Consider the following 16,545-nt stretch of genomic DNA (forward strand, 5'->3'; position numbering starts at 1 on the left):
GGCGATATAACATTGAAATGGGATTAAATATCATGGCAAAGCAAGTGATTCACACTGAAAAAGCACCAGCAGCAATCGGCCCTTATTCTCAAGCGGTTCGTGCAGGCAACACAGTTTACCTTTCTGGCCAAATTCCTTTGGTTGCTGAAACCATGGAAGTGATCAGTGAAGACATCGTTGAGCAAACCACGCAAGTGTTCAAAAACTTACAAGCAGTTTGTGAAGCCGCTGGCGGTTCTTTGGAAGACGTTGTGAAATTCAACATTTTCATGACAGACCTAGGCAACTTTGCAACCGTCAACGAAGTGATGACTCAGTTTATCAAACAACCTTACCCAGCTCGTGCCGCAATGGGCGTTCGTGCGCTACCAAAAGGCGTTCAGGTTGAAATCGAAGGCATCATGGTACTTGAAGACTAGTTATCCAATCATGTTGCTCGCAGCATGATGAAGATGATCTAAAAAGAGGCGCTCGACGCCTCTTTTTTTATGGCTAGTGTTCGGCTAGATAAGCGCTCACTAGCTCATCATAACCACTCACATAACTAGGGTAATGAAAACAAAATCCTGTTTCTTTGAGCGCTTGATTACTAATTCGCTTGCCTGAAGTAGGCAAAAAGTCACTGACCTTTTCAGGGAGATTCGCTTTAGTGTCTAGCAGCTTAGCAATACACAGCTTTACCTCCCACATAGTGACTGGCGTATCGTCAGTAACATTATAATGACTCGCCAATGCCGCACCACTAAGCACCTTGTCTGCCACATGACACAGAGCACGCACAACATCGTGACGATGCACACGATTGGTCCAACTGTTTGCTTCCCAAATCTCATCAGACATCACTTTGCTGAGCATTCGATACCGCTTCGGCCCATAAATACCTGAGCACCGCAGGGCAATCGAGGGCATAGCTTGCGAGAGCAATTGTTCCGTTTCTAACAAGATAGCCGCGGTCGCTTTACTGCCGAGCGGAGGTGTATTTTGATCAATCCATTCTCCTTTATTTTGCCCATAAACACTGGTGCTGGAGACAAAGATAATGGGCGTCTGGGCACTTTGATAACGCGCTACAAGACGCTTAGCCGTATCGTAATACGCGGCACGGTAAGCCGTTTCCGTTCGACCTGAAGGCGTCATGATTAACACAATAAGATCCACCTCAGGCAGATCGTCGTCTCCCAGTTGCGTGATATCACCGGTCATCCCATGAACCCCTTTGGGAAAGGCGCTGCCAGTACGACGAATACCGTAAACCTGATCCCCTCTGGCCACAAAATACGGCGCCATACCACGCCCTAAATCACCACACCCTGCGATCAGGATTCGTTTTGAATTCATGACTACCTCTTTAAGCAATAAAAGCGCAAACTAGATTATCTGGTACACTTTATCAAATTTTGTATTATCATAGTTATTAACAATGATTAGGTTGAGGGCACGATATGACATTAACTGAATTAAAGTACGTTGTTATGCTGGCAAAAGAAAAACACTTTGGCCACGCTGCCGAAAAATGCCATGTTTCTCAACCGACTCTGAGTGTTGCCGTGAAAAAGCTCGAAGAAGAGCTAGGCGCAGCCATCTTCGAACGCAGTAAAAGCTCGGTCTATATCACTCCCATTGGTGAGCAAATCGTGGCCCAAGCCAAACGCGTTATCGAGCAGGCTAACACGATTAAAGAGTTGGCGTCGTCCGGTCATAACCAACTAAAAGGTCCTATTAAAATTGGCGCCATTTTTACCATTGCGCCCTACCTTTTCCCAATGATGATCCCTAATCTACGCGCCATCACTAACGACATGCCATTGATCATTGAAGAAGATCTCACTGAGAACTTACGCCCTAAACTGCGTAATGGCGAGCTCGATGCGATTATTATCGCGCTCCCCTTCAATGAGCCCGACGTAGTGACCCAGCCAATTTACGAAGAAGAGTTCGTCGTATTAATGCCCAAGGATCACCCTTGGACTAAACTTTCTCACATCAACACGGATCAGCTTTCTACTGACAACTTGCTGTTATTAGGCAAAGGGCACTGTTTCAGTGAGCAAGTTCTAGAAGCTTGTCCTTTAGTGAAAGAAGAAGAGTTTAGCGAAGGACGCACCATTGTTAACGGCAGCTCATTAGAAACCATCCGCTACATGGTGGCATCTGGATTAGGCGTCACTGTGCTACCAAAATCCGCCGTCACAAACATCGACCATACTTTATTAGAAGTTCGCCCATTTGAAGAGCCTGCACCAAAGCGTACCGTTGCCTTAGCGTGGCGTGCAAGCTACCCACGCCCAAATGCCATCGACGTGGTAAGCCAAGCTATCCGCAACACCAGCAAGAAGCTGGATATCTAAGCTCGCCATGATAGACGACCTCGACACACAAGATGTGAGAGAGCTGAAAGGGGTTGGCGATGCCATGGCTGAAAAATTGGCAAAGCTGCACCTTCATACGGTGCAAGATTTGCTTTTTCATCTCCCCATTCGCTATCAGGACAGAACCCGAGTGCTGCCCATCGGACATTTGCGCTTTGGTGATGAGGCGGTCATTGAAGGCACTTCCACAGGTTGCGAAATAAAAATGGGCAAACGTCGCAGCTTGTTGTGTCGTATTAAGGATTCAACGGGCACCTTATGCCTGCGCTTTTTCCATTTTTCTGCGGCGCAAAAAAAGCAATTAGAGTCCGGTAATCGGATCCGTTGCTTTGGGGAAATACGTCGCGGCAGCACTGGATTTGAAATTTATCATCCTGAATACAAGATCATTAGTGACACAGACACACACTCAGACACGGATCAATTGACGCCGATTTATCCGTTAACAGAAGGCCTAACACAAGCCAAAATTCGGCAGTTGTGTGAGCAAGCATTGGAGCGTTTAACGCCCTACAATCTCAAAGAGTGGCTGCCCGATACCATACGTCAGTCATTTAGCTTGCCACCATTAGACGACGCGATTCGTTTTCTTCACCACCCGACAACTGACGCGAATTTAGAGCAATTACGAGCCGGTGCGCATCCTGCACAATACCGACTTTCTTTTGAAGAACTGATGGCCCATCAGCTGTCTTTGATTGGCAAGAAAATCAAAGCCAAAGAAGACAAGGCGATTCGTGTAACAGAACCAGGTCAACTGGCTCAAGGATTACTAGAGCAGCTGCCTTTTTCCCCTACCAACGCCCAGCAACGTGTTTTTCAAGAGCTCTTAACCGACCTCCAATCAGGCCACCCAATGCTCCGCCTAGTGCAAGGCGATGTCGGCTCAGGAAAAACACTGGTCGCAGCATTAGCGGCAGCAGCCATCGTCAATGCGGGTTATCAAGTTGCTATTATGGCGCCAACGGAGATCTTGGCTGAGCAGCACCTCGCAAACTTCACTCAATGGTTTACGCCACTGGGCTTAAATGTCGCTTGGATGGCAGGAAAGCTAAAAGGCAAAGCCCGTGAAGTCGAACTGGAAAATATCGCGTCGGGCGCCGCTCATATCGTCGTCGGCACCCACGCCCTTTTCCAAGAAAGCGTCCAATTTGATCGTCTAGCATTGGCCATCATCGACGAACAACATCGCTTTGGTGTTCATCAACGTATGGCATTGCGAGAAAAGGGCTTACAACAAGGGTTTCAGCCTCATCAGCTGATTATGACGGCTACCCCTATTCCTCGTACCCTGGCCATGTCAGCGTATGCGGATTTAGATTGCTCAATAATAGACGAACTGCCACCAGGAAGAACCCCAGTTAATACCATTGTGGTATCAGACCAACGCCGTAACGAAGTCATAGAGCGTGTAAAAATCGCCTGCCAAGAAGGCAAACAAGTCTATTGGGTATGTACCCTCATTGAAGAGTCAGAAGCCTTACAATGCCAAGCGGCGGAAGACACGGCTATTCTACTCGCAGAGCAACTTAACGGTTTGTCTATTGGCTTGGTTCACGGACGACTTAAGTCGTCTGAAAAGGCCGATATTATGGCAAGATTCAAAGCGAATGAGATACAGCTTCTGGTGGCCACCACTGTCATCGAAGTGGGTGTGGATGTGCCTAATGCGAGCTTAATGATCATTGAAAACCCAGAACGTCTGGGGCTTGCTCAGCTGCATCAATTACGCGGCCGAGTAGGTCGAGGGCAAACGGCTAGCCATTGTGTCTTATTGTATAAAGCCCCTTTAGGCCAGCAAGGGAAAGAACGCTTATCCACGATGCGAGAAACCAGTGATGGTTTCAAAATTGCTGAAAAAGATTTAGAACTGCGCGGCCCAGGTGAATTACTAGGCACTCGGCAAACGGGGCAATGGGAATTTAAAGTCGCAGACCTGCAAAGAGACAAAGCACTGCTTGACGATGTACAAAAAGCCGCCACGCAACTGCATCAGCACTACCCGGAAAGGGTCTCGCCTTTACTGGCTCGATGGCTGCCAAACCACAGCCAGTATTTGAACGTATAAACGCCTGTAGCGCCCTAAACAAAAGGCGCTGGAATATCCCTTCCGCGCCTTTTGTATTCGTTTCATATCGCTGTCATAAACCCTTATGGGATGCTAACGACCGTGGTGTTTTTCACTTCTTCCATCGCCACATACGTTCTCGACTCACGCACATGTGGTAAGGTCAGTAATGTTTCGCCAAGCAACAAGCGGTAAGAATCCATATTGGACACACGCGCTTTTAATAGATATTCGAAATCACCTGCAATCAAGTGACACTCAAGAATCTCGGGGATTTCTGTAACCGCGGTTTTAAATTCGTTGAAACCTTCTGGGGAAGTTGTTTTTAAACGAATTTCCACAAATACAAGTAAACCAGCATCCACCTTTTTAGGGTCCACTAACGCGCAATAGCCTGTGATATAGCCGTTACGTTCTAGACGTCGCACCCGCTCTAAACACGGGGTCGCACTCAAGCCTACACGACTGGCTAATTCAACGTTTGATAAGCGGCCGTTGACTTGCAGTTCACGCAGAATCTTTTTGTCCAAACGATCGAGCGGTTTAGTTGAGCTTTCCATTCGACATGGATCTCCTTAATCACACTAAAGTATTGTTAATACTATCATGTAGATAACAAAGTATGGGAAGCGCTTTCTAGAATATATTTCTACCCTAAAAACACCGTCATTTGAATTGCACCAATATAAAACAAAAGAAAATCCACGCACCAAATTGGTATTTTTTGGCTATTTTTAACCTATATCAGTAATATTGCTTCTTAGCTATGCACCATTAGGTGTCACGTTTTCTTACAAAAACACACACTTTTTAATAAACAAAGAAAACTGCCTATTTTTTAAACACCTCCCTGTTTTTATGGGCTTATTTTGTAAGAATTATGCACTAATAACCATATTTATAGCACTTTATCCTTGACTAGAGACCATCAACAGTCGTTCTATTAGGTAATGCAACATTCTTCTAGAAGAATGCTCTGTATCTAAAATTAAAAAAATAATCATGATGTTGGCAATATTTTTGCATTGTTTACCTATAAGTCCCAAGACTTATAAAAACGAAAAAAATACAACACACACAAAAGAAAGAAATGCCTGGGAGGCTATCAATGAAATCGAACGTTTGTAAACTACTCTCAACAGCCGCTGTTGCTGCCGCCATTAGTACTGGTGCTGCCGCAGGTACACTAGATGACGTTAAAGCAAAAGGTTTCGTACAATGTGGCGTAAGCCAAGGCGTACCAGGTTTCTCAAATGCTGATGACAAAGGTAATTGGACAGGGATCGACGTAGATGTATGTCGTGCTGTAGCAGCGGCCATCTTTGGTGATGCACAAAAAGTTAAATTCACGCCTCTTTCTGCTAAAGAACGTTTCACTGCACTACAGTCTGGTGAAATCGACATTCTTTCTCGTAACACCACATGGACTTATACTCGCGACGTCTCTCTAGGACTTGATTTTACCGCTACCAACTTTTACGACGGCCAAGGCTTCATGGTTCGTAAAGATCTTGGTGTAGAATCTGCTTTAGACCTTGATGGCGCAACCGTTTGTACTGAACAAGGTACAACAACAGAATTAAACATGGCTGACTTCTTCCGTAAGCACAATATGTCTTACGTTCCAGTTGTTGTTCAAAAAGCCGACGAAGCGGTATCCGCATACGACTCAGGTCGTTGTGATGTCTACACTACGGATAAATCCGGTTTGGCAGCACACCGTACTAAACTTAAAAACCCAAGCAACAACATCATCCTTCCAGAAACCATTTCTAAAGAGCCTCTAGGCCCTGTTGTTCGTCACGGCGACAACCAGTGGAAAGATTTGGTGACTTGGGTAATGTACGTACAAGTAAATGCCGAAGAAATGGGCATCACGTCTAAAAACGTTGCTAAAGTCAAAGCCGATGCGAAAGATCCAGGTATCCGTCGTCTTCTAGGTGCAGAAGGCAATATGGGTGACAGTCTAGGTCTGAATGCAGACTGGGCTTACAACGTAATCGCTGAAGTAGGTAACTATGGCGAAGAGTTCGAACGTAACCTAGGTAAAGACACTGCGCTTAACCTTCCTCGTGCCATCAACAATCTATGGAACAATGGCGGTATCATGTACGCGCCACCAGTACGTTAATATCTGAATTAGGTAACTCGCTTCGGGTTATTATCCAGCGGCCATCAGCCGCTGGATCTCTTCCCCTTTCTTTATACCTCTGACGAGCATATCTACTGCCTGAATCAAGATGAGCAATATAAAAAATACTCCTAGTAATAAAAGTTTTCTGAATGATGCCGGTAATCGCTCCCTCATTTTTCAGATCATACTTTTGGCCGTCGTTGTTTTCGTAGGTTATTACCTTTTCAGCAACCTACAAGCCAACCTAGATAATCGAGGAATTTCTACCGGTTTCTCATTTTTAAATGAGCCTGCAGGCTTTCCGATCCTTATACACCTTGTTAGTTACACAGAAGCCAGCACTTATGGACGTGCTTTCTTAGTTGCTTTGATCAATACTTTTGTGATCTCGCTCCTAGGTATTATTCTCGCCACTATTATTGGCGTTGTGATGGGCTTGGCTCGCTTATCAAAAAACTGGTTAGTTGCACGCCTTGCAACGGTTTATATCGAAACACTGCGTAACATCCCTTTGTTACTACAAATGTTTTTCTGGTACTTTGCCGTTTTAGCGGCTCTTCCAGTACCACGCAATAGCTATGAATTTGCAGACTTTCTACTGAATAAACGTGGCATTTACTCGCCAAACCCGATCGCTCAAGATGGTTTTGGCCTTGTCATAATTGGTTTCATCGTATCGTTAGCATTGGCCATTGGCGTGATTGTTTGGGCTAAAAAGCGTCAAACAAGAACGGGGCTATGGTTTCCAGCTTACTGGTCAGCATTAGGCATTATCATTGCTGTCACTTTTCTCTTTTTTGCTGCGGCAGGCTTTCCTTTAGAGTTTGATCTACCACAAAAAAGTCGATTTAACGTCACTGGAGGCATGGTATTACCGCCTGAATTTGTGGCTGTGCTAGTCGCACTATCAACTTATACCGGCGCTTTCATTGCTGAGATTGTTCGAGCAGGGATTCTATCGGTTAACTGGGGACAAACAGAAGCGGCTCGCTCTTTAGGCTTGCGCGACAGTATGACCCAACGTTTGATTGTTTTGCCTCAAGCGCTGCGCGTTATTATTCCACCGTTAACAAGCCAATATCTAAACCTTGCGAAAAACTCTTCGCTCGGTGCCGCTATTGCTTACCCTGAATTGGTGGCCGTGATCATGGGGACTACGCTGAACCAAACAGGTCAGGCGATCGAAACCATCGGTCTTTGTATGCTGGTATATGGTTCATTGAGTCTTTCGATCTCATTGTTCATGAACTGGTACAACAAAAAAATGTCATTAATTGAGCGCTAGGAGGCTAAACATGGCTATTGAATTTAAACCATCACCCAGCCTCCCACCACCGTCTACTTCGGTAGGCGCTGTGGCTTGGGTACGTCAGAACTTATTCTCTTCTCCATTGAATGTGTTCTTAACTCTGTTCAGCATTTACATTCTCTATCTGTTAATTCCGCCCATTGTTGAATGGGGCATTATTAACGCGACATGGGAAGGCTCTTCGAAAGCCGCTTGTACGGCTGGCGGAGCATGTTGGGCTTTCATCAATGTTTATTTTGAACAATTCATGTATGGCTTATACCCATCACAGGAAACATGGCGTATTAATTTAGCTGTGATCCTAATTGTTCTTCTCATTGGTATGTTCGCCATCAAGGCGATTAATAAGCTATTCCTGTCTTTGACCATTCTGCTGGTTTACCCAGTGGTTGCTTACTTCTTGTTTGCAGGCGGCGTATTTGGCTTAGAAGTAGTGGAAACATCTCGTTGGGGTGGCTTGTTCTTAACCGTCTTATTGGGTGTCGTTGGTATTGTTGCCTCCTTCCCTTTAGGGGCGCTATTAGCGTTAGGACGTCGCTCTAACATGCCTGTTGCGAAATCTGTTTCTTTGGTCTTTATCGAAACGATTCGTGCGGTACCATTGATCACTATTTTGTTTATGGCATCGGTAATGATCCCGCTGTTCTTACCAGAAGGTCTAAACTTTAATAAATTATTGCGAGTATTGATCGGTATCACTCTGTTTTCTTCTGCCTATATGGCCGAAGTAATTCGTGGTGGGCTACAAGCCATTCCAAAAGGCCAATACGAAGCCGCTGATGCAATGGGATTAACCTATTGGCAATCCATGATCCTAGTCATTCTGCCACAAGCCCTAAAGCTTGTTATTCCAGGCATTGTGAACTCGTTCATCAGCTTATTTAAAGATACAACACTGGTTTATATCGTGGGCATGTTTGACTTCTTAGGAAGGATACAAGCAGCCAACCATGATTCAAATTGGTTAGGAACAACAGTGGAAGGTTATGCCTTCGCCGCGATTGTTTACTGGGCTTTCTGCTTTGGTATGTCACGTTACAGTATGGCATTAGAGCGTAAGTTAGATACCGGACATAAGCGGAATTAGTTAAGAATTTGAGGCCTTTAAAATGACAAATACGAACATGGCACGCGCCCAATTAGAGACGGGTGAATCTACGATCATCGAGTTTAACGATGTTAATAAATGGTATGGCGACTTTCATGTACTGAAGAACATTAACTTCAGTATCAAAAAAGGCGAACGTATCGTTGTCTGTGGTCCTTCCGGTTCAGGTAAGTCCACAATGATACGCTGTATCAATCGCCTAGAAGAGCACCAGAAAGGTAGCATTCTGGTCGATGGCATTGAAATGAACAACAACTTGAAAAACATTGAAGCCATTCGTAAAGACGTTGGCATGGTGTTTCAACATTTCAATTTGTTCCCTCATCTGACCATTTTAGAAAACCTGACATTGGCACCGATTTGGGTACGTAAAATGCCTAAAAAAGAAGCCGAAGAAATGGCAATGCATTACTTGGAGCGTGTAAAAATCGCTAACCAAGCATTGAAATACCCAGGACAGCTATCAGGTGGTCAACAACAACGTGTGGCGATTGCACGAGGCTTGTGCATGCAACCTCGCATCATGCTATTTGATGAGCCAACCTCTGCCCTTGACCCTGAAATGATCAAGGAAGTATTGGACACTATGGTTCAGTTAGCAGAAGAAGGCATGACCATGGTGTGTGTTACCCACGAAATGGGCTTTGCTAAAACCGTTGCTGACCGCGTTGTGTTTATGGATGCCGGAGAAATCGTGGAAGCAAATGAGCCTCACGAGTTCTTCGATAACCCACAACACGATCGAACTCAAATGTTCTTGAGCCAAATTTTGAATCACTAATCATTCAAAAACTGCTATATTTAAAAGGCTCCTTTTAGGAGCCTTTTTTACGTTTTAAGCAACGATTCTATTTGAGCTGATTTATGAAGTTCGTAGCACCAGAATTAACCCATACCAAGAAAGTACGAGTGGTTCATTTGGCGGACCATACAGGGCGCTTACAGGTTATTTTCCCTGAAGATAGCATGCTAGACCTGGCCGCTATTGCACGTTTAACAAAGCGTCGCTTTGATCCCATCGCCAATTATAACACCGCAGGTGACCCTCTTTTACAATCTGCTAACTGCTCTAGCATCATAGAAAAAAGCCTTCTAAAAGAATCTTTTATCGAGATTCGCAGTAATGCGAACAGCCAATATCATCAGCTGTCTACTGAGGATTTTATCACCCGTTTCTCAGGCCCTCTTAGCCGTTTCGAAAACATTTCCATTCACATAGACGACATCCAAAAGCCCTCCAGTAATTATCTTAATGACGAACAACAAATGCTGGAGTCTCTCGGTCAATTCCAATCGATCCGACTCAAACAACGACTGGAAGAAACCTTAGAAATCCCGCCTCTGCCGGCGATTTCTAACCAAATAATACGACTCAGTTCCAATGAGTCATCCGGTATGGATGAGCTGTGTGATGTGATTAGCCTAGACCCAAGCTTGGCAGCACAAGTTGTCAGCTGGGCGGCCTCCCCCTATTACGGTGCAAAAGGGGGCATAGAGTCCGTTAAAGACGCGATTATTCGTGTGCTTGGCTATGATATGGTGATGAACTTGGCACTTGGTCTTTCAATGGGAAATGCTTTTGCGCAACCAGAAGACGGCCCTCGTCACTATGAAGATTTTTGGCTTAGCTCAGTCTCCCATGCCGCTTTGATGGAAGCGCTGGTCGCAGTCGTGCCTATTGCCCACCGCCCAAGTAGCGGGCATGCCTACCTAACGGGCCTGTTGCATAATTTCGGATTTCTCGCGATTAGCACTATGATGCCGCCCCATTTTTCTATTTTATCTCGCTACAAAGAAGCCAATGCCCACCTAACGTCAGACATTGTCGAAATGCAAATTTTGCGTTTCACCAAAGAACAACTTGGCTCATGGTTACTAAAGCACTGGGATATTCCAGAGAATATCTGTATTGCGATTCGTTACAGTAAATCCCCTAGCTACCAAGGTGAATACGCCAACTTAGCGAATCTTCTGTACATTACACACCAGCTTAATAGTCACCAAGAAATAGAGCCCTCTGTTCTTGAGCGCATGGGGGTTTCGTTAGAACAAGTAGAAGCCTGTCATAGCAAAGTCCAGCAATCTTCGGCAGAACTGTATAAAATGGTCGCCCTGATCAACGGTAAGAAGTCTTAAGCCCTATAATGCAGATCAACCATACCATTGCACAGCAATTAGATTACCGCTGGCACCCTATACACAGAGTGAACAAAGCAAAAATCCCAGCGGATTTATGGCCTTGGCTTTCCACTGCGGCCTCATTGACTAAGAAGTTACAACAAGCGGGAACCTTGAGCGTAGAAATCTTAGAGGACGGCTGGGGCAAGCCAACCCAAAGAGAAAGAAGAAAGTTGGGACTCTCTCCTCGGCATGCCGCTCGTATTCGCACCGTGCTCCTGAAGTTTAATGGCGAAGCTGTGATTTATGGCCGCTCGATCATTCCAGCACAATCGCTTCGAGGTCACTGGCGTAGAGTCAGCCAACTAAAAGAAAAACCGCTTGGCGGGTATTTATTTCGTCATCGCAACTTATCTCGCAGCACCATTGAAATCGCTGAATTACCGGCCTGCTTATTCCCAGACGTGAATAAAAAAATCTGGGCTAGACGCTCCGTCTTTCAACAATATGGACCAGGTATATTAGTTAACGAAGCTTTCTTTGATACTATTCTCGACATCAAGCCTATTCTGAGACCTCTATGAGTAAACTACACGATTACGCTGATCTAACTCGCTTTAATCGCCCAATTGGGTCGTTATTATTAATGTGGCCAACACTATGGGCGCTTTGGCTAGCGGCCGATGGCTGGCCCCAGTGGCAATTGGTGGTGATCTTTGTCTTGGGCGTTTTTAGTATGCGTTCCGCGGGTTGCGTTATTAATGACTACGCCGACCGCAAAATTGATGGCCATGTTGATCGCACTAAAAATCGCCCTCTTCCATCAGGGCGAGTCAGTGAGAAAGAAGCATTAGGACTGTTCGCTGGCTTGGTCGTATTAAGCTTTGTGCTGGTGTTATTTACCGATCTGCGTACGATTCTTTTGTCGTTTGTCGGCCTTGGTCTCGCGGCGTTATACCCTTTTATGAAGCGCTACACTCACCTTCCTCAGCTGTTTCTGGGGCTCGCATTCTCTTGGGCCATTCCAATGGCTTACAGCGCGCAGGGAGGCGATTTACTAGACCCCCAGCTATGGATGCTGTTTTTAGCAAATTGCCTGTGGACCATCGCCTACGACACCTACTATGCCATGACGGATCGCCCTGATGATCTCAAGATTGGCGTTAAATCAACCGCCATTCTCTTCGCACAATACGATCTGCTGGTAATCCTTTGTTTGCAAGCATTGACCCTATCTCTGCTACTGTGGATTGGGGTGCTTTCGCATTTACAATGGCCGTACTTTTTGTCCATTTTGGTTGCTATTGTTCTGTTTTACATGCAGTTTAACAAAGCGAAAGACAGAGAACGCTTACCTTGTTTCCATGCATTTTTAGACAATAATCGCATCGGATATTGTATTTTCATCGGCTTGGCCGTCAGTTATTTGGTTTAAATATGGCAAACATGTGACAATGTAACCTAATTGTCACATTTTGCGGATTAAATAAAACCGTTCCTGAGATGAGGGTGAATCCTGTGACCGGTAAAAAAGTATTAATCATTGATGATGAGTCTTCCATTCGCGAAATGATCGCGGTTGCCCTAGAAATGGCTGGGTACGAATACATGGAAGCCGAAAATAGCCAACAAGCCCATGAAATTATTGTGGACCATAGACCAGACTTAATTCTCTGTGACTGGATGATGCCAGGCGGTAGCGGAATTGAGCTGACTCGACGCTTAAAAAAAGACAGCACCACAGCGGAAATCCCCGTTATTTTATTGACCGCGAAAAGCGAAGAAGACAATAAGATTCAAGGTTTAGAAGTCGGTGCGGATGACTACATCACCAAACCTTTTTCACCTCGTGAACTGGTCGCTCGCTTAAAAGCCGTGTTACGCAGAGCAACGCCACAAGGGGTTGATGAACCGATTGAAATTGATGGTTTGGTGCTTGACCCAATTAGTCAACGAGTCACCATTGGCAGCACGCCCTTAGACATGGGACCAACCGAATACCGTTTGCTTAAGTTCCTCATGACGCATCAAGAAAGAGCCTACTCCAGAGCGCAGTTGCTCGACCAAGTATGGGGCGGTAATGTTTATGTTGAAGAAAGAACCGTTGATGTTCATATTCGTCGTCTCCGTAAAGCCATTGGCACAGATCACGACTCGTTAATTCAAACAGTCCGAGGCACGGGCTACCGATTCTCAGCTAAACGGACCGCATAACATATGAAAACCATTTGGCGACAATCTATTATCCGCTGGCTACTTGGGCTAGCGGCCTGTGTCGTTATCGGGTTAATTATTAAGCAGACTTTTCTTGTTGTCTTAATCTATCTGCTTGGCTCTCTTTATCACCAACTTTATCAGCTTTACCAATTCCATAACTGGTTACGCTATTCCGGCAAAGCACCACCGCCGGAAGCATCTGGTATCTGGGGGGATATCTTTGATGCCGTCTATCGCTTGCAGAAAAAACAACGCAAATCTAAGCGTCGTATGCAGCAAGCATTAACCAGAATCGAGCATTCTACCGCGGCGCTAAAAGAAGGCGTCATCATGGCAGACAGCGAGGGAAATCTGGAATGGTGGAACAATTCCGCCGGCCATTTTTTTGGCCTCATGCGACCGGTTGACCGTGGCCAAGCCATTACCAATATTATGCGCAACCCCAGCTTTTTTCGTTACTTCACACAGAAGCGTTTTGGGGAACCGCTGATCATCAAGTCCCCTGCGAAAGAAGGGGTGTATTTGGAAATTCAAACCACGCTCTATGATAAGAATGACCATCTCATTTTTGTCCGCGATGTGACCCGACTTCACTTGCTAGAACAAATGCGCAAAGATTTCGTTGCCAACGCTTCTCACGAACTAAAAACCCCTCTTACCGTAATCAAGGGCTACTTAGAGACCCTAGACATGTTCAAGGAAAACCTGCCTCCTAGCATGCAAAAAGGCATAGTAAACATGTCTGATCAGTCGGTTCGAATGGAACACTTAATCGAAGATCTATTGTTGCTATCTCGGTTGGAAAGTAACGAAAAACGCGAAGAAGATCAGTGGAATGCCATGCAAGATTTCTCGTCAGCCATCCAAAAAATGGCCACTCCGATTCTTTCAGAGAAACATCAGATACGTTTTGAGATCACCACTAATGATCGCATCTATGGCTCCTATAATGAGCTCTATAGCGCTTTCTCTAACCTAGTTGTGAATGCCATTAAGTACTCACCTGATGGCGGAGAGATTGTCGTGACATGGGAGTCGAGTGAGTTTAACGGTGTCTTCTCTGTGAAAGACAATGGCTTAGGCATTGACCCAAGACACATACCACGCCTTACTGAGCGCTTCTTTCGTGTCGACAAGGGACGTAGCTCTAAAACAGGAGGCACAGGCCTCGGACTCGCCATCGTTAAACATGTGCTCATGCATCATGATGCGAAATTACAAATCCGCAGTGATTTGAATCAGGGCAGCGTCTTCTCATGTCATTTCCCTGCAAGCCGAGTACGCAGTGACAGCATCCCTTCTGTCTCCGTTTCTAGCGCCCCGATATCCGAAGAATAAAAAAATGGCCCGCTAAAAAGCGAGCCATTTTCTAATAAGATGAACGCTTAGAAGTGATTAAATAACTTACCAATAAACGCCTCTTTTTCCGCATCTTGATCAATAAGCCCTAAGATCACGGTAAGAAAAGTGGAGTCGTGTTTCTTTTCTGTCGTGGCCACCGATTGAATATAGTAATTCAGCCGGTTCACTTGGCCAGCTAGCTCTAAATCTAATACCGCCTGCCCTAGTACCTGAGGCACCACATCATCGCTCTTAATCAGAATAGTCACATCCTGTTTACTCAGCTGAATGACCATGCAGCGAAACTGCTTCTCTTCAAATCTCACCATGGTTGGTATTTTCACGTCTTTACTCGTGACAGCCGTCGCTGCCGGATGAGTAAATTTCGTCGCCTGTACTGGCCGAGTCGATTTGCCAGCTCCCATTAGGACATCGATCGAAGCCGCCGCAACACCACCTTGTCCTGCCGCATTCGCTGCATTTCGAGGCTTTTCGGCAGCAAGCTTACTTTCCATTTTATGTTTTTTGGACGCGCTTAAAATTTTATTAACCAGCTGTTCGCTCGAAAATGGCTTACCTAAATAATCCGTAACCCCGGATTGCACCGCTTCCACCACATTACTTTTATCGCCACGACTGGTAATCATAATAAAAGGGATATCTTCCTTTTTATAATTTGCCTGCTCACGACACCATTTGAGCAGTTCAACACCCGTCATTTCCGGCATTTCCCAATCACACAAAACCATGTCAAATTGGCTTTTTTCAAGCATTTTCTGAGCTTTTCGGCCATTTACGGCTTCTTCCACAACAGACGCTGGGAATTGCTGGCGTATTGTTCGTTTGATCAAATCACGGGTAAAGGACGCGTCATCCACGACAAGAATTTTTATCGACATTATAAAAGTCCACTCGTACGGCCCACTAACGAAGACACATCTCCGTGTTGTGGTCTAAATACCGAAATCCACAATAAAGTCGCGGCAACCACCGCAATCGGCATCACAAATAAGTTAAGCAAAGGTATCGTTAGACACACCATAACGATGCCACCGAATGTCCAACATAACAAAGGTTTAGTGCGCAACATCTGACGCATATCGTGAAAGGCTACCTTATTGTTATCAAAGGCATAATCCATATATTGCAACGATAGCATCCAAGCAGAAAAGAGTAAGAGCAAGACAGGCGCAACAACATTGACGAGGGGAATAAATGACAGCATCAGCAGTAGAATAAAACGCGGTAAGAAATACAGTATTTTTTGCAGTTCACGCTGTAACGTTCGTCCCGTCATCACCAATATGGCTTTGGCATTAAGCGCCTCATCGAATACTTTTCCGGTTTGACGCTCTTCCACTTTTTCGGCAAGAAACGCCATAAAAGGCGCGGCCAAGATGTTGATACCAACCGAGAAGCTGTAAAACAGTAACACTGTGATAATGGCGGCAAAAATCAGATAGAACAACCAGTGCAAAAAGGCCAGCCAACCGGGTAGATAATCCATCGCGATGGTAATCAGATCATTGAAATAACTCAATGCCACCATGTAAAGCAGAGCCATTAAGGCAAAGTTTGCTAACAAGGGCACCACAATAAATATTCTCAACCCAGGTGAAACGGCCAAAGGTAATGCTTTCAAAAACGCACCTGCGGCCTTAAATGGCTGTGTAATCACTCTTCCTACCTTAAATTTAGTCAATTTTTATCATCAATCCTCAGAGAGTAACACGCGCTTATCATGGGCTCCATACAGAGTCTCGACTATCCAGATGACACGCCGCTATTTCCCCCTTAAGCCGCTTGAAAAGCGTCTTTTTAACCGGCTTAAACAAGGTCGATTTTATCCCCAGCGTTTATTTGACGCATAGCTTGATGCGG

16 protein-coding genes are annotated in these 16,545 nt (G+C 45.3%); 12 read left to right on the forward strand and 4 right to left on the reverse strand.

The annotated features are described in order from the left end of the window. Nucleotides 1-32 precede the first annotated feature (32 nt). On the forward strand, nt 33-419 hold the full coding sequence (locus tag E0D71_RS04840) for a RidA family protein (RefSeq protein ID WP_133002193.1): 387 nt from the start codon (nt 33-35) through the stop codon (nt 417-419). Nucleotides 420-492: 73 nt separating this feature from the next. Here the strand turns inward: E0D71_RS04840 and E0D71_RS04845 are convergent, their stop codons facing one another. After that, nucleotides 493-1,338, reverse strand: coding sequence for an NAD-dependent epimerase/dehydratase family protein (locus tag E0D71_RS04845; protein WP_133002194.1), 846 nt, complete (start codon nt 1,336-1,338; stop codon nt 493-495). Nucleotides 1,339-1,442: 104 nt separating this feature from the next. Between E0D71_RS04845 and E0D71_RS04850 the strand changes: the two genes are divergently transcribed. Next, entirely contained in the window at nt 1,443-2,348 is a 906-nt protein-coding gene (locus E0D71_RS04850) for a hydrogen peroxide-inducible genes activator (protein WP_133002195.1), read from the forward strand. 7 nt (nt 2,349-2,355) lie between these two features. Next, a complete protein-coding gene (recG, locus tag E0D71_RS04855; RefSeq protein ID WP_133002196.1) occupies nt 2,356-4,437 on the forward strand; it encodes an ATP-dependent DNA helicase RecG in 2,082 nt (693 codons plus the stop codon). Between the two features lie 83 nt (nt 4,438-4,520). Here recG and lrp read toward each other — a convergent pair whose 3' ends face one another. Continuing rightward, nucleotides 4,521-4,997: a leucine-responsive transcriptional regulator Lrp gene (lrp, locus tag E0D71_RS04860; RefSeq protein WP_133002197.1), complete on the reverse strand. Its 477-nt coding sequence runs from the start codon at nt 4,995-4,997 to the stop codon at nt 4,521-4,523. Nucleotides 4,998-5,545: 548 nt separating this feature from the next. Here lrp and E0D71_RS04865 point away from each other — a divergent pair. The 9 genes from E0D71_RS04865 (at nt 5,546) to phoR (ending at nt 14,661) form a co-directional block, all read left to right on the forward strand. After that, complete coding sequence (locus tag E0D71_RS04865) at nt 5,546-6,568, forward strand: amino acid ABC transporter substrate-binding protein (protein ID WP_133002198.1); 1,023 nt, start codon at nt 5,546-5,548, stop codon at nt 6,566-6,568. Between the two features lie 109 nt (nt 6,569-6,677). After that, nucleotides 6,678-7,856 carry an amino acid ABC transporter permease gene (locus E0D71_RS04870; protein ID WP_133002199.1) on the forward strand — a complete coding sequence of 393 codons (1,179 nt, stop codon included), beginning with the start codon at nt 6,678-6,680 and terminating at the stop codon, nt 7,854-7,856. Between the two features lie 10 nt (nt 7,857-7,866). After that, nucleotides 7,867-8,967 carry an amino acid ABC transporter permease gene (locus E0D71_RS04875; protein WP_133002200.1) on the forward strand — a complete coding sequence of 367 codons (1,101 nt, stop codon included), beginning with the start codon at nt 7,867-7,869 and terminating at the stop codon, nt 8,965-8,967. A gap of 22 nt (nt 8,968-8,989) precedes the next feature. Continuing rightward, nucleotides 8,990-9,769 (forward strand): amino acid ABC transporter ATP-binding protein, encoded by a 780-nt coding sequence (locus tag E0D71_RS04880; protein ID WP_133002201.1) that lies wholly within the window; start codon nt 8,990-8,992, stop codon nt 9,767-9,769. 83 nt (nt 9,770-9,852) lie between these two features. Further along, nucleotides 9,853-11,124 (forward strand): HDOD domain-containing protein, encoded by a 1,272-nt coding sequence (locus tag E0D71_RS04885; protein ID WP_133002202.1) that lies wholly within the window; start codon nt 9,853-9,855, stop codon nt 11,122-11,124. A gap of 8 nt (nt 11,125-11,132) precedes the next feature. Continuing rightward, complete coding sequence (locus tag E0D71_RS04890; protein ID WP_243711938.1) at nt 11,133-11,690, forward strand: chorismate lyase; 558 nt, start codon at nt 11,133-11,135, stop codon at nt 11,688-11,690. After that, nucleotides 11,687-12,541, forward strand: coding sequence for a 4-hydroxybenzoate octaprenyltransferase (gene ubiA, locus E0D71_RS04895; RefSeq protein ID WP_133002204.1), 855 nt, complete (start codon nt 11,687-11,689; stop codon nt 12,539-12,541). The genes E0D71_RS04890 and ubiA overlap by 4 nt, the downstream gene beginning before the upstream one ends. Nucleotides 12,542-12,624: 83 nt before the next feature. Continuing rightward, nucleotides 12,625-13,320 carry a phosphate regulon transcriptional regulator PhoB gene (gene phoB / locus E0D71_RS04900; protein WP_133002205.1) on the forward strand — a complete coding sequence of 232 codons (696 nt, stop codon included), beginning with the start codon at nt 12,625-12,627 and terminating at the stop codon, nt 13,318-13,320. Between the two features lie 3 nt (nt 13,321-13,323). After that, on the forward strand, nt 13,324-14,661 hold the full coding sequence (gene phoR, locus E0D71_RS04905) for a phosphate regulon sensor histidine kinase PhoR (RefSeq protein WP_133002206.1): 1,338 nt from the start codon (nt 13,324-13,326) through the stop codon (nt 14,659-14,661). A gap of 47 nt (nt 14,662-14,708) precedes the next feature. Here the strand turns inward: phoR and E0D71_RS04910 are convergent, their stop codons facing one another. Then, nucleotides 14,709-15,563: a response regulator gene (locus E0D71_RS04910; RefSeq protein WP_133002207.1), complete on the reverse strand. Its 855-nt coding sequence runs from the start codon at nt 15,561-15,563 to the stop codon at nt 14,709-14,711. Next, nucleotides 15,563-16,342, reverse strand: a complete 780-nt coding sequence (gene cysZ, locus E0D71_RS04915; protein ID WP_133002208.1) for a sulfate transporter CysZ — start codon at nt 16,340-16,342, stop codon at nt 15,563-15,565. The genes E0D71_RS04910 and cysZ overlap by 1 nt, the downstream gene beginning before the upstream one ends. Nucleotides 16,343-16,545: the final 203 nt, after the last annotated feature.

The organism is Marinomonas sp. KMM3893 (assembly GCF_004352855.1).
GTDB lineage: Bacteria > Pseudomonadota > Gammaproteobacteria > Pseudomonadales > Marinomonadaceae > Marinomonas > Marinomonas arenicola.